14 protein-coding genes are annotated in these 13,772 nt (G+C 49.5%); 5 read left to right on the forward strand and 9 right to left on the reverse strand.

Annotated features, from left to right (window positions below):
* Position 1: 1 nt before the first annotated feature.
* Genes rdgB through AC5SV9_RS17045 form a run of 5 tightly spaced genes read right to left on the reverse strand, consistent with a single transcriptional unit; the run spans position 2 to position 3,174 of the window.
* The gene (rdgB, locus tag AC5SV9_RS17025; protein ID WP_475148805.1) at positions 2 to 604 is read right to left on the reverse strand and encodes an RdgB/HAM1 family non-canonical purine NTP pyrophosphatase; all 603 of its coding nucleotides are present in this window, start codon (positions 602 to 604) and stop codon (positions 2 to 4) included.
* Positions 605 to 612: 8 nt separating this feature from the next.
* Positions 613 to 1,035, reverse strand: a complete 423-nt coding sequence (locus tag AC5SV9_RS17030) for a DUF4426 domain-containing protein (protein WP_475148807.1) — start codon at positions 1,033 to 1,035, stop codon at positions 613 to 615.
* 51 nt (positions 1,036 to 1,086) lie between these two features.
* Positions 1,087 to 1,626 carry a YggT family protein gene (locus AC5SV9_RS17035; protein ID WP_134056074.1) on the reverse strand — a complete coding sequence of 180 codons (540 nt, stop codon included), beginning with the start codon at positions 1,624 to 1,626 and terminating at the stop codon, positions 1,087 to 1,089.
* A 37-nt stretch (positions 1,627 to 1,663) separates the two neighbouring features.
* Positions 1,664 to 2,479, reverse strand: a complete 816-nt coding sequence (gene proC, locus AC5SV9_RS17040) for a pyrroline-5-carboxylate reductase (protein WP_475148809.1) — start codon at positions 2,477 to 2,479, stop codon at positions 1,664 to 1,666.
* An 8-nt stretch (positions 2,480 to 2,487) separates the two neighbouring features.
* On the reverse strand, positions 2,488 to 3,174 hold the full coding sequence (locus AC5SV9_RS17045) for a YggS family pyridoxal phosphate-dependent enzyme (RefSeq protein ID WP_475148812.1): 687 nt from the start codon (positions 3,172 to 3,174) through the stop codon (positions 2,488 to 2,490).
* Positions 3,175 to 3,204: 30 nt separating this feature from the next.
* On the opposite strand from AC5SV9_RS17045, the gene AC5SV9_RS17050 reads away from it, so the two are divergent.
* From AC5SV9_RS17050 to AC5SV9_RS17060, 3 genes are read left to right on the forward strand one after another with little or no spacing between them, the layout of a single operon-like run.
* Positions 3,205 to 4,257 (forward strand): type IV pilus twitching motility protein PilT, encoded by a 1,053-nt coding sequence (locus tag AC5SV9_RS17050; RefSeq protein ID WP_134056066.1) that lies wholly within the window; start codon positions 3,205 to 3,207, stop codon positions 4,255 to 4,257.
* 6 nt (positions 4,258 to 4,263) lie between these two features.
* Positions 4,264 to 5,388, forward strand: coding sequence for a PilT/PilU family type 4a pilus ATPase (locus tag AC5SV9_RS17055; protein WP_230818970.1), 1,125 nt, complete (start codon positions 4,264 to 4,266; stop codon positions 5,386 to 5,388).
* A 41-nt stretch (positions 5,389 to 5,429) separates the two neighbouring features.
* Positions 5,430 to 5,840 carry a CBS domain-containing protein gene (locus tag AC5SV9_RS17060; protein WP_475148817.1) on the forward strand — a complete coding sequence of 137 codons (411 nt, stop codon included), beginning with the start codon at positions 5,430 to 5,432 and terminating at the stop codon, positions 5,838 to 5,840.
* On the opposite strand, the gene AC5SV9_RS17065 is transcribed toward AC5SV9_RS17060, so the two are convergent.
* Both AC5SV9_RS17065 and AC5SV9_RS17070 read right to left on the reverse strand, forming a co-directional pair.
* Complete coding sequence (locus tag AC5SV9_RS17065) at positions 5,837 to 6,547, reverse strand: lytic transglycosylase domain-containing protein (protein ID WP_475148819.1); 711 nt, start codon at positions 6,545 to 6,547, stop codon at positions 5,837 to 5,839. The two genes, AC5SV9_RS17060 and AC5SV9_RS17065, sit on opposite strands and share 4 nt — an antisense overlap.
* Before the next feature lie 87 nt (positions 6,548 to 6,634).
* Positions 6,635 to 7,912 (reverse strand): DUF3422 family protein, encoded by a 1,278-nt coding sequence (locus AC5SV9_RS17070; RefSeq protein ID WP_475148822.1) that lies wholly within the window; start codon positions 7,910 to 7,912, stop codon positions 6,635 to 6,637.
* 311 nt (positions 7,913 to 8,223) lie between these two features.
* Here AC5SV9_RS17070 and AC5SV9_RS17075 point away from each other — a divergent pair, with 311 nt between their 5' ends.
* On the forward strand, positions 8,224 to 9,102 hold the full coding sequence (locus tag AC5SV9_RS17075) for an EamA family transporter (protein WP_475148823.1): 879 nt from the start codon (positions 8,224 to 8,226) through the stop codon (positions 9,100 to 9,102).
* A gap of 65 nt (positions 9,103 to 9,167) precedes the next feature.
* Entirely contained in the window at positions 9,168 to 9,596 is a 429-nt protein-coding gene (locus AC5SV9_RS17080) for a CBS domain-containing protein (protein ID WP_475148826.1), read from the forward strand.
* 148 nt (positions 9,597 to 9,744) lie between these two features.
* On the opposite strand, the gene AC5SV9_RS17085 is transcribed toward AC5SV9_RS17080, so the two are convergent.
* Together AC5SV9_RS17085 and AC5SV9_RS17090 are read right to left on the reverse strand one after the other, a co-directional pair.
* Entirely contained in the window at positions 9,745 to 11,901 is a 2,157-nt protein-coding gene (locus tag AC5SV9_RS17085) for a S46 family peptidase (protein ID WP_475148828.1), read from the reverse strand.
* Between the two features lie 153 nt (positions 11,902 to 12,054).
* The gene (locus tag AC5SV9_RS17090; protein WP_475148831.1) at positions 12,055 to 13,746 is read right to left on the reverse strand and encodes a PocR ligand-binding domain-containing protein; all 1,692 of its coding nucleotides are present in this window, start codon (positions 13,744 to 13,746) and stop codon (positions 12,055 to 12,057) included.
* Positions 13,747 to 13,772 lie beyond the last annotated feature (26 nt).

A 13,772-nucleotide genomic window follows, 5' to 3' on the forward strand; every position in this document is an offset into this window, starting at 1 on the left:
CTTATCCTTTGTGTTTTGTCAGAAGGTTTAACAGCTCAGACAAAGCTTTACCGCGATGACTTAGCTGTTGTTTGCGCTCACGGGGAAGCTCTGCACTGGTGCAGCCTTCTGATGGCACAAAAAATACCGGATCATAGCCAAAGCCGTGTTCGCCGCTGCGACTTAGGCTGATCTCACCGTGCCAGATACCGTGACATATCAGCGGGGTCGGGTCTTCTGCGTGGCGCATATACACCAGCACACAATGAAACTGCGCACTGCGTTGATCTTGAGGTACGTCTTTTAATGCCTGCAGCAGTTTATCGATGTTGCTGTCGTCACTTGCGGCTTCACCGGCATAGCGGGCCGAGTATATGCCTGGTGCACCACCTAAGGCGTCAACGGCAAGGCCAGAATCATCAGCAATAGCCGGTAAACCGGTTACCAGCGCAGCATGACGGGCTTTAAGGATGGCATTCTCTACAAAACTCAAACCAGTTTCATCAGCGTCGCTAACACCCAGCTCACTTTGAGGCACTATGCTCAACTGCAAAGGCGCAAGCAACTGCGAGAGCTCCGCCAGCTTGCCCTTGTTACTGGTGGCTAGCACAATTTTGTCTGTCATAACGTTAATCAGTCTACGTAAAAGGTTTGGTCAAAAGTCAGTTGCTGGCTCTGATTGCCGCTGACAATGTTGATAGAAAAACTAAAACGCTGTTCATGCCGAAACGGCAGCTGCGCCAGATAGTAAACTGCATCGCCTTCAGTGATTTCACTAAATTGCAACGCTTGCTGCCGGCCCTGCAGGTCTTTTGCTATGCCTGAAATAGCCACCTTCTGCGCATGCTGGGTGTTTTTGTCCAGCACAGAAATATTAACTACCGCATTGTATTTGCTGCGCTGTAACTTGTACTGAGTAGCAATTTCCGGGGTTAATAGCGGTGCCGGAAAAGCAATATAGTGCACATCCCAGTTACCTAACTGCTTTTTTTGCTCAGCCACAGCCGTCATGCTGAGGCTTAAACCCAGCACGATCATCAGTATAAAGTGTCGCATAGTTCACCTTGCTTAAGTCAGGCATTAAGCGCTAAGTATAGCGCCTGAGATTTAAATGCCCGGAAACCAGTTACTAAACAGAATGTTTAAAAACTGCAAACCAATCAGTACAACCAGTACTGACAAATCGAGCCCGCCAAGCGGTGGCAGAATACGGCGCACTGGCGCCAGTACTGGCTCGGTTAACTGATACATTACGTACTCTACCGGGCTGCGGCCCTGGCTAAACCAGCTAAGCAGGGCGCGGATCACCAGGATCCAGAACAGCAGGGTTAACACTTCTTTGACTAAAAAGATGGCTGCGAAAATTAAACTTGGTACCAGTATTATCTGGCCGGCTGAAATCACCTGCAGCAGAAGCAACTTGGTTAGCATTACGGCATAGGCCAGCAGCAATGTAGCGGTATCGAGCCGGCCTAAGCTTGGAATAATGCGGCGTAGCGGCAAAACCAGCGGGTTTGTAGCTTTTACCACAAACTGGCTAAACGGATTATAAAAATCTGCCCGCACCAGTTGTAACCAAAGACGCAGTATTACCACCATCAGGTACAGACTAAAGGCGGTATCAATCAGAAACATCACAGCTTGCATCGGGTACTCCGCATGTTAACTAGTAAAATCTTAGCTATTACAAGCTCTGCGCCATTTCCTGCGCCCGCTTAATGGCTGCATACATGGCATCAGAAACCATTTTTTCAAGGCCTTGCTCTGCAAAAGTGGTTACAGCTTCGTGCGTGGTACCGCCTTTTGAGGTGACCTGAGCACGCAGTTCAGCAAAGCTGTGTTCACTGTTTAGTGCCATCGTCGCTGCACCCAATGCAGTTTGTGCCACCATCTGTTTTGCCTGTACAGCGTCAAAACCTAGCTGTTCAGCCACTTGCTGCATCGCCTGCATAAAGAAAAAGAAATAAGCCGGTGAGCTGCCGGTAACGGCAATTACGTGATCAATTTGCGCTTCGCTGTCCAGCCAAACGGTCATGCCGGTACCGCTGAAAATATGGTCGACAAAAGCTTTTTCATAGTTAGAACACGCTGTTGGGAATAAGCCTGTTACGCCAAGACGAACCAGCGAAGGGGTGTTTGGCATGGCTCTGACCAGACGGATATCGCCAAGCCACTGCTGATAACGCGCTGCAGTAATACCGGCTGCCAGCGTTACAAACAGTTTCTCGGCAATTTCCGGGGCGGCTTCAATCAGCGCAGCACAAACTTCCTGCATCATCTGCGGTTTTACTGCCAACACTATCACATCGGCTTTTTTCACGGCTTCGATGTTATCCAGCGTTGTCTGAATGCCAAAATCGGCTGCCAGTGCGGTTAGTTTGGGCTGGCTGCGATTGGCGGCGATAATATTCTCTGCCGGATATCCGGCATTGACCATTGCAGCAATAACGCAGCGGGCCATGTTACCGGCACCAATAAAAGCAACCATATTGTCATTCATCTGTTTATTCATTCCTGTTTGTAATCCCGTGCACCAAAAATTGCGGTGCCTAATCGTATCATAGTTGCGCCGTAAGTCAGAGCCAGCGGCCAGTCATCCGACATACCCATTGATAATTCAGTTGCCTGCGGGTAGTGCTGTTGCAATTGCAAAGACAATTGCTGCATCGCGGCGAAAGCTCTTTTACTATCACCAGGGGCGGGGATTGCCATCAGGCCTTTTAGCTCAAGCTGTGGCAACTGCGCGATTGCTGCTGCCAGCTCAGGCAGTTGCTGCGGCAAAATACCGGCTTTGGTTGGCTCATTGCTGATATTAATCTGCAGCAGCACTTTAAGCTTACCCAAATGTGCCGGGCGCTGTTCCGCCAGGCGCTGTGCAATTTTAAGCCGGTCAATACTGTGCACCCAGCTGGCATGTTCGGCTACCAGTTTGGTTTTATTCGATTGCAACGGGCCGATAAAATGCCAGCAGATATCCTGACAGTCTGACAGCTGCTGCGCTTTTTCAACTAATTCTTGCGGGTAATTTTCACCGAATAAACGCTGTCCGGCCTGATAGGCAGCCAATACGGCAGATGCAGGTTTAGTTTTACTTACTGCAATCAACGCTACCGCTTTGCTGTCTGTAGCCAAAGCACTGCATTTTTCCTTCAGGTTGTAATAGGCGAGGCTCAGTTGTTCTGCTATGTTATTCATATTAATTGGCAAAGTGGAGTAAAAATTGTCATGGATATTACCGAATTATTAGCCTTTAGTGTGCAGCATAAAGCGTCAGATTTACACCTTTCAGCTGGCGTGCCGCCACTGATCCGGGTTGATGGTGATGTTCGCAAGCTGAACATTCCGCCGTTGTCACATAAAGAAGTACATGCCTTAGTGTACGAGATTATGACCGACAAGCAGCGTAAAGAATACGAAGAACATCTTGAATCAGACTTTTCATTTGAAGTACCTAACTTAGCACGCTTCCGGGTTAACGCCTTTGTGCAAAACCGTGGTGCAGCAGCGGTATTCCGTACTATCCCAAGTGAAGTATTAACGCTGGATGATTTAGGTGCACCGGATATTTTTAAAACCATTGCCGAAAACCCGCGTGGTCTGGTGCTGGTTACCGGCCCGACCGGTTCGGGTAAATCAACCACCCTGGCCGCGATGATCGATTACATCAACACTATGCGCCATGATCACATTCTGACGATAGAAGATCCGATCGAATTTGTGCACAACAACAAATCCAGCCTAATCAACCAGCGTGAAGTGCACCGTGATACCCACAGTTTCAGCAACGCTTTGCGTTCAGCGCTGCGGGAAGACCCGGACGTTATTCTGGTAGGTGAATTACGAGACCTGGAAACCATCAGACTTGCTATGACAGCAGCTGAAACCGGTCACCTGGTGTTTGGTACTTTGCACACCACATCTGCGCCTAAAACCATTGACCGTATTATTGACGTCTTCCCCGGTGAAGAAAAAGACATGGTGCGGTCTATGTTGTCTGAATCATTACGCGCTGTTATTTCACAGACGCTGCTGAAAAAGGTCGGTGGTGGCCGTATTGCTGCGCATGAAATTATGGTTGGCTTGCCTGCTATCCGTAACCTTATCCGGGAAGACAAAATTGCCCAGATGTACTCGGTTATTCAAACGGGTGCTGCGCATGGCATGCAAACCATGGATCAGTGTTTAGTGAATCTGGTGAACCGCGGCTTGGTATCACAACGCGACGCTGCTGCCAAAGCGCAGGATAAAAATACTTTCGGTGCCATGGGCAGGATATAAATTGCTATGCAGCTAGATGATTTTCTTGAAAAAATGGTCAGCGAAAAAGCGTCTGACCTGTTTATCACTGCCGGGATGCCGGTAGCCGCCAAGATAAACGGTGAGCTGCTGCCGATAGATGAAACGCCACTGACGGATGCGGCGTCACTGAAGCTGGTGTTGTCGGCGATGAATGATAAGCAGCAACAGGAATTTATGACCAGCAAAGAATGCAACTTTGCGATTGCCAATGAGGTAGGGCGTTTCCGGGTGTCGGCATTCTGGCAGCGTGACTGTGCTGGTATGGTGGTGCGCCGAATTGTCACGAAAATTCCGAATGTGGATGATCTTGGTCTGCCGCCTATCATGAAAGAAGTCATCATGTCTAAGCGCGGACTGGTGCTGTTTGTCGGTGGTACCGGTACCGGTAAATCAACATCCCTGGCAGCACTGCTTGGTTATCGCAACAAAAATGCCAAAGGCCATATTCTGACCATTGAAGACCCGATCGAGTTTGTGCATGAGCATCACAAAAGCCTTATTACCCAGCGCGAAGTCGGCATTGATACCGAATCCTTTGAAGCTGCGCTGAAAAGTTCACTACGTCAGGCGCCGGATGTGATCCTGATTGGTGAAATACGCAGCCAGGATACGATGGAATATGCCTTATCGTTCGCTGAAACCGGTCATTTGTGTATTGCTACTTTGCACGCTAACAATGCCAACCAGGCAATAGACCGCATTATGCATTTGGTGCCCAAAGAAATGCACCAGAAGCTGCTGTTCGATTTGTCACTGAACTTACGCGGCATAGTGGCGCAGCAGCTGGTGCCTACTGCCGATGGCCAGGGCCGGGTTGCCGCTATTGAAGTGTTGCTTAATTCGCCTTTAATAGCCGATTTAATTGCCCGTGGTGAAATGGGCGAAATTAAAGCGGTGATGACCAAATCTCGTGAGCTTGGCATGCAAACCTTTGATCAGGCCCTGTACGATTTATATCAGGCTGGCCGTATAAGTTACGCCGATGCTATCCATCATGCAGACTCACCAAACGATCTGCGTCTGATGATTAAACTGCGCAGTGGCGACACCAAAGGCGCAGGCTTCTTGTCTGGTGTGACGATTGAAGGTTTTGAGAAGAGCGACGATTAACGGCAAACGTGAGTGAGGCAGGTATGAGCATTGGGCAAATTATGACGCACAGAAACCGCTTAATTACCACTATGGCCGATGCCAGCCTGGCCTCATTACGTGAAGTCTTTGCCAAAGCGTGTTTTCAGCATGTACCGGTAACAGACGCCAGCAATCGTCTGGTAGGCATAGTCTCTGTAAAAGATTATTTTCGCGAAATCAGTCCGGTAATGGATGCAGCCAGTGATCCGGCAATAAACTTATTTGTCCGCAGTCGCAAAGTACATCAGGTGATGGTTACGCCGGTTATCACCGTATCTGAACATAGTACGATAAAGCAGGCTGCAGCATTATTATTGAAGCACAACATTGGCTGTCTGCCGGTAACAGATGAGCATAAACATTTGCTCGGTTTAGTGTCCTGGAAAGACATCATGCGAGCTGCATTAAATCATACCGCTACGCCGTCCTAGCCTGCTTGCTGGTAGCGTTTATGTAAAATAGCTACCCGCTCGACATAAGCCTGGGTTTCGGCAAAAGGCGGTATGCCATTGTATTTTCTGACATTGCTGGCGCCGGCATTATATGCAGCCAGTGCCAGTGATACTTCGCCATTGTATTGTTTGATTAAGTCTGCCAGATAACGGCTGCCTGCTGTAATATTCTGAGCCGGCGCACTGGCATCCAGCACTCCAAGCTGCTGTGCAGTTTGCGGCATCAGTTGCATTAACCCTACTGCACCTTTACGTGAAACAATGGCAGGGCGAAATGATGACTCAGCATGAATAACGGCCCGGATCAGGGCTGGGTCAAGCTGATAATCGACAGCAGCCTTTGCAATCAGCTGATTATAAGGTCTGATGTACAAGGGTACAGTGTGCCAGTTCACGGTAGATGTCGGATCGCAGGCAAAGCAGTCATAACGTACAATCTGATAAGGCCTGTTCAATGGCTGGCGATCGGAAAACATCGCTGTGCCATCGGCTTTAACCGACCGGTATACAGCAATTTGCGCAGGCGGCGTTTTGGCTTTTACGTCACCCGTGCTGCGGGCCGGATCGCCCGGCGACAGTTTCAGCTGTCTTTTACCGTCTGCTGATAAACCCTGATCCTGCGCGTTAGCGTCAGAGGCTGCCAGCACCGCAGTCATAACCAGCACAATACCCAATAAGCGCCACACGTTGTTGTATCCGTTACATGAAAGGATCGCAAGTAAAGCACTAAGCTGGCGAAATCTCAAGCATGCTTGGCATTGTAGAGGCTTTACTCAGTTATTTCTGTGTAATTGCCGGTTCACCCAAATCAGTACCACCGCAACGATGACAACCACCACCGGCACACTAATGCTTTGCCACAGCTGGGTATTGAGCTGTGGCAGCCAGTAACCCAGTGCTTTAATGGCTTTTTCTGCCAGCTGTACTGCGTAATAGCTGATAGCGACCAGGGATAAACCTTCTACCATCTGCTGCATATTCAGCTGCAATTTAGCCCGTCTGTCCATCGATGCCAGCAGTTGCTGGTTTTGCTGCTCCAGTTTCAGGTTAATGCGGGTGCGTAGCAGCTCTGTTGAGCGGCCTAAACGGCCAGAGAGAGTGTTCTGGCGAAACACAACGGATTCACTGGTGCGAAACGCCGGCGTTAAGCGCCTTTCACTGAAATCCTGTAGTGATAGCAAACCCTCAATAGGGGTTTCATTCAGGCTTTTAATTCTGTCCAGCGTCAGCTGATAATAGGCCGCGGTGGCTTGCAGCCTGGAGCTGGTATCGGCAATTAAATGTTCGGTTTGCGCTGCCATCGTTGTAATTTCGTTTAGCAAACGCTCATCATCGCTTTGTTTGTGTTCTATGCGCTGTGTAATGTCAGACAACTGCTGCTCCAGCAGCGTTAGTTTGGCCAGCGCCTGGCGTGACAGCGGCCAACCGAGCAATGACAGCTTACGATAATTGCCCAAATCGAACAGCTGCTGCACCAGGCGGCCAAGTGCGGCAGGTGACAGGCCGTGATCTACCAACAGCATACGACCGGCTCCTTCGGCATGTTTTTGAAAGTCGGTCCAGATCCGGGCTTTTTGCCCGGCCAAAAGGCTGCTGATGCAATTATCCGGGTTAAACAGCGTATCAATATTGCCACAGGTGTTAAGTTGCGCCGGGGTAATCACGCTAAGCTGCACGACGCGGAATATCTGACCCGGGATATCGTCCAGCCAGTCTTTGGTTGGCAGAAAATCCAACGGGTCATCAAATAGCTGTTTGGCGCTGCCGTTCTGAATAAATACATAGCTGGAAAACTCGCCATGCTTTTCAAAACGCAGGCTGCCGCCAAACAGTGGCAGGTTTATATCATTATCAGCATCGCTAAAATGGCTACCCTGCGCTCTGGCTAACTGTTGAATAAAGGCAAGCTCACTGCTACGTGAGGCCGGCGATACTGTCAGCATAAACTGACATAGCCGGCACGGCGCAGTCAGGGCTGGAAAGGTGCGCTGCTGCAACTCTTTATCCAGCATATCGCGCAGCGGATGGCTGCGGTTATGGAGTCCGGTCATATCAATGCTCCTGAGATATTAAACGAAACACGGGTGAGCATACGGGCCGTTTCAGCTTACAAAGCAGGTTGTATGCCAGTAGCGTCATCACCTGGCTTTCACACCAACATTGCACTTAACATATTGCTGGAAAATGGTATTTTTCTGACAGGCTGATGTCAGCGTTACAGTATAGGGCTGGAAGATGCGTAAAATGCCCCGTTATAACGCAAAAATGATGTATCAGGGTGCACCGTAGCTTACGTTTAACGGCCGTTGCGCCTACAATAGCGGCTCATTTACGGTGAGTTTTCCTGTCAGGTTCTAATGTTATGTCTGTAGCGGTTAATCGTGCCTTGCTGATCGCGGTTGCCAGCGTATTGCTGGCAATGGTCACTATTCAATCCGGAGCGTCTGTTGCCAAGCAGCTGTTTCCGCTTATCGGCCCTGAGGGCACTACTGCACTGCGGTTGGGGTTTTCTGCTTTAGTGCTGTGGCTGGTATTCAGGCCTTGGCGTGCATTACCATCCGGCCGGCGCGACTGGCTGGCCATCGTGACGTACGGCATAAGCCTTGGCGGCATGAACATTCTGTTTTATCTTGCTATTGAGCGTATTCCGCTTGGTATAGGTGTGGCGCTGGAATTCACCGGCCCGCTGGCCGTAGCGCTATTTTCGTCGCGGCGTAAGCGGGATTTACTGTGGGTAGGCTGCGCTATTGCCGGCATTTTACTGCTGTTGCCAGATATGCGCGGCACTGACGCGTTAGACCCTATTGGTGTTGTTATGGCGCTTGCCGCCGGAGCATGCTGGGCGGGCTATATTCTATTTGGTAAAAAAACCAATGCCCAAGGCTCAGGCGGTATTACTGTTGCACTTGGCATGACCGTAGCTGCATTGTTTCTGGTACCGATTGGCGCGGTAAGTCAGGGCACGGCATTGCTGAGCTGGCAGGTACTGCCGCTCGGCTTTCTGGTGGGTATTTTATCCAGTGCCATACCGTATTCACTAGAGATGATAGCGCTTCGCAATATGACCTCACAAAGCTTTAGTGTGTTTATGAGCATGGAACCGGCAATAGCGGCACTGGCGGGTTTTCTGATTTTGGCAGAGCTTCTAACGATATGGCAGTGGTTAGCAATAGGGTTGGTTATTATTGCCTCGCTGGGTAGTTCATTTACCTCTGCACCACAACAGCAACAGAAAACTTGATCCAGCGCTAAGCCCATTGCTACTTTTTGCGTTATAACCATGATAAACCGCTAACGGAGAATGTTATGACCCTGAATACTGTAGCGCAGCTGATGACGGCCGATCCTTTATGTGTAACCCGTGATGCCAGCTTGAAAGATGCGCATGATTTAATGCGTGGGAAAAATATCCGTCATATCCCGGTGATTGATACCAGTGGCGAGCTGGTTGGCATGCTAACGCAAAAAATTATGATCGCTAAAGTAATGGGGTTAATGGCGCAATACGGTGCTACGGCGCTGGAACGCAAAGAAAAGCAGCAACTGGTAGCGGATATTATGGCTACGGATTTTGCCGCCGTCGCGCCAGAGCAATCACTAAAAGAGGTGGCCGGCTTTTTTGTTAAAAACCGCCATGGTTGTATGCCGGTGGTAGATGAAAACAATAAGCTGAAGGGGATACTAACCTCGTCAGATTTTGTCCGGCTGGCAGCAGAATTATTGGAAAAGCAATAAAAAGCCGGCAAGAAAGCCGGCTAAAGGTGTAATACTCACGTCGGTTTACCCACGCCAACACGCCGTAAACCCATCCCTGGGGGCTCGATTCGGCCATCCAGGCCTGCAACGGTTGGCTTAGAGTAAACCTCTGTTCGTTTAAAAAGTTCTATTGTTTTACGCCCATCTCTTTTAACAGATTATCGGCACCGTCCAGCTGCATTTGCCACAGCATAAAACGGTGATCGACCTGAATAGAGCGGGTGTTATCCGGGTTGTAGTCCCAATCCGAAATGATGGAATCCAGCGTACCATCAAACGCCAGGCCAACCAGTTCAGCTTTGCTGTTCAGTACCGCCGAACCTGAGTTACCGCCGGTAATATCCAGTGTCGCCATAAAGTTAACCGGTACAGAGTTTAAACTGTCTACTTTGTAAGGGCCGTACTGCTTGGCGGCAATGGCATCCAGCTGCTTTTGCGGGGCATTAAATTCACCTTCACCGGTGGCTTTGGCAGTAATACCACGCAGCGTTGTAAACGGCGCCCAGGCGTTGCCGTCTTCGTTACCATGTGCCCGGCCTTTCACGTTACCGTAGGTAACACGCAGCGTGCTGTTGGCATCAGGGTAAACGGCTAGTCCTTTAGATTGCATAAACGCAATTTTAGCCCGCATGTAGCTGGCATAAGCCTGCTGAATTTTACCTGCCAGCTCTTCTTCTGCAGCTTCGCGTTTCAGGCTCCATTTGTGCAGGGCTACCGCAGCTTTAACAAACGCATCGTCAGTTTTGGCAAACTGTTCAGGTGTCATATCCAACAAAGCCATGCGCTTATCAAGCGCGGTTAACGCGGTATTGGCATACCAGTTATCTATCACAGTTTTCAGCTGTGCTTCACTCATGCCGTCTTTAATACCCATGACTTTGTCAAACTCGGCATCACGTTGCTTCTTTGGCTGGGCGGCATAACGGCTCAGGTTATATAAGTCCAGTGCCTTTTCTACGCTGACGGCGAAATTACGTTCCATGCCGGTTAAAAACGCTTTATAGCGCGGTAAATCACGGCTTTGAAAACCGGCTTTACGCTCGGCATCTGGCTTGGTGCCTTCTTCCGCTAAACGGTACAGCGCAGCTGCAACGTTTAATAAACGCGGTTTAGCGTTATCAAGCAGATAGTCGCGGTGATCCTGATTCTGCCGCTGCTTTAACAGCTTTTCGATGTTTTTCAGATCTGCGGCGTAGGCTTTTTTATTGTCGCGGCTGCTGTTAACCCAAGTAGTGAGTTCAGCATGCTCCGCCGTTTTACGCTGTAAAAAATCGCTTTGTGCAAAACTGTCCAGCATGCCCTGACGGTTTTTCATATAGTTGTTTAAACCTGCGACACGGCTGGCGTATTTAAGCTCAGCGTCTTTATCGGTAGCGGTTTCGCGGGCGATAATATCCAGCGTGTTTTTATAATGCGCTACCGTATTAGGGTAAGCCCATTCAAAGGTGTCACTTACTTCGCTTGGCAGGCGGTGACGGTTGGTGCGGCCCGGGTAACCCAGCGCCATAACAAAGTCACCTTCTTTTACGCCGTCTTTGGCCAGCGTCAGATGAAAATCCGGTTTGTAAGGCACATTTTCGGTGCTGAAGTCAGCTGATTTTCCTTCAGGGCTAACGTAAGCGCGGTAAAAGCTGTAGTCGCCTGTATGGCGTGGCCACATCCAGTTGTCAGTGTCACCGCCAAACTTACCTACACCTTCAGCGGGAGCATGCACTAAACGCACATCTTTAATTTCCAGCTGTTTAATCAGATAGAACTCCAGGCTGCCATAATAAGCGGCTACCGTGCAGCGATGGCCTTCATCTTTTTCACATTCTGCAACCAAAGCTTTTTGGTTTGCTTCAATAGCGTCAATACGCTTTTTGCCGTTTAACTTCGCTGTTTTGGCATCAATGATTTTATCACTGACATTGTCTACGGCTTTGGTCACGAAAATACGGCTGCCCGGTGCGGCAGGCACCTCTTCTTTCATTGTTTTAGCCAGAAAACCGTTTGCTAATAAGTCGTTTTCGGGGGTGGAATTATGTGCAATGCTGCCGTAGGCGCAGTGGTGATTCGTCGCTACCAGGCCTTCAGGCGATACAAATGACGCTGAGCAGCCGCCAAGACTGACAATAGCCGCGGCAGGAAACTCAGTAAGTTTGGTTAAGTCAGACGGGTTCAGTGCCAGACCAGCGGCTTTTAATTCAGTAGCAATTTGCGGCAGTTGCTGTGGCATCCACATGCCTTCATCTGCCATTGCAAAATTACTGGCAACAGCCAGCATCAGTAGGGATTTTTTCATAGCGACTCTTTTATTTATTTTGGGTTAACAGAAAGGTGAAACAGTAGAACCTGATTTATCAGAATGCGGCTATAGTCTTAGGCATAGCCTGCCTTGTCAATACGCCGACAAAGCCTGTTACATTTTAATGCGCTGCTTGCCCTCAGTGCTGCGTTAGCTGAACCAGCAAGGGTGATTGAGTTTACCGTTTTTAGCCTGATACATCGCACTATCGGCCCGGCGTAACAATTCATCGCAATCATTGTCGCCCTGAAATAACACCAAACCTATGCTGCAGGCACATTGATGCATACAATGCTCGGTTAGTGGAAAGGGGCGGGATAGTTCCTGTGTAATCTTGGCCGCAATGGCCTGCATATGTTCTTTACTACGTATCACGTCGGTATCGATATCTCTTAGCAGCACGATAAACTCATCACCGCCAAAACGCGCCACCGTGTCGGCTTGCCTGACCGTATTACGTAATCTCGCCGCCATCTCGACTAACAGGCTGTCTCCTTTTTTGTGGCCATAGATGTCGTTTACCGGCTTAAAATTATCCAAGTCAATAAACATCAGGCCGCAATAGTGCTGACTGCGGCGGCTGGCGGCCATTGCCTGCAGCATATGCTCTTCCAGCAGGCGTCTGTTCGCCAGCCCGGTCAGGCTGTCATAAAATGCCAGGCGTCTTATCTGCGCCGCACTAAGCCAGCGGCCGATGGCTAGTTCTGCCAGGTTGCTGTATGCCTTAATTTTTTCCAGCAGCTCTGCTGAGGGTTGTGCTATTTCATCATGATAGATAGCAAAAGTGCCAAGAACCTTACCCTGCGCATTTTTAACCGGTTGCGACCAGCATGCTTTGACGCCTGCCAGCTGCGCCAGGTCCTGATAAGGTTGCCAGTAAGGGTGTGTGCTGATATCGGACACGATGACGGTTTCGCCGGTATAGGCGGCAGTGCCGCAGGAGCCAACGCCAATACCTATTGTGACGCCGTCAATTGCCTGGTTGTATGCATCAGGCAGAGTAGGGGCGGCACCGTGGCGCAAGGTTTTACCGTCTTCATCTAACAGTAAAATAGAACAATGCGTTAATGGGTGCAGTTGTTCGACCTGCGTAACCAGATTATGCAAAATAGTTTTTAGCTCAGCGCCTTCGCTTATCTGGCTTAAAATTTGATTTTGCAGCATTAATTCCTGTGTGCGCTGCTGCACTTGTTGTTCGGTGTGCAGCAGGCTGCTCTGATAACGGTTATTAATCAGGCTAAGCTCGGTAAACTGCAACGCCAGCGAAGCCAGCATGTTTAACATCGCAGGAAGTTTTTCTTCATCAACTATGGGTATTTCAGACAGTGCAGCGAGATAGTCGTTGGTGTTAAAGCCGGCTTCTGCTGCTTGTGCCTGGAAAAAAGCCGCGTCTGGCTCTTTAAGTAAAAACTGCCCGATAAACAGGTTAGCTATATGCTGGCCTTCAAGCATGATTGGAGTTGCACAATCAGTCAGGCCGTTACCGCAGCGATAAAGTGAGTAGTTTTTACTGTGCTGTGTTTGTTTAGACAGCTCGCAGTCGCTTTCCAGGCAGCGTTTTAATGTTGTTTCGCTTTGACGGTGAAATTGTACACAGGCCCTTTGCCAACGTGACGACGCCAGCACCTTGCCCTGTAAATCAATGAGTGCAATTGGGATATTCATCACCAGCAGGAAGTTTTCAAAAAGGGCGTTTAAACGGGAAAAATCCAGCGCAGCAACCAGCTTGCTGGCTACTGTGCTATCAGGGTCAGGCAGAGCCTGATTCCAGTCGGTGGACATTGGGTCCAACATTTGGATCAGGTTCGCCTCGCGGTGCAAATGCGGTGGTTTCGCGGTCATGACGCTTAAGTGTAGTTAGCTGCCCG

The sequence above is a fragment of the Rheinheimera sp. ATLC3 genome, from assembly GCF_059429535.1.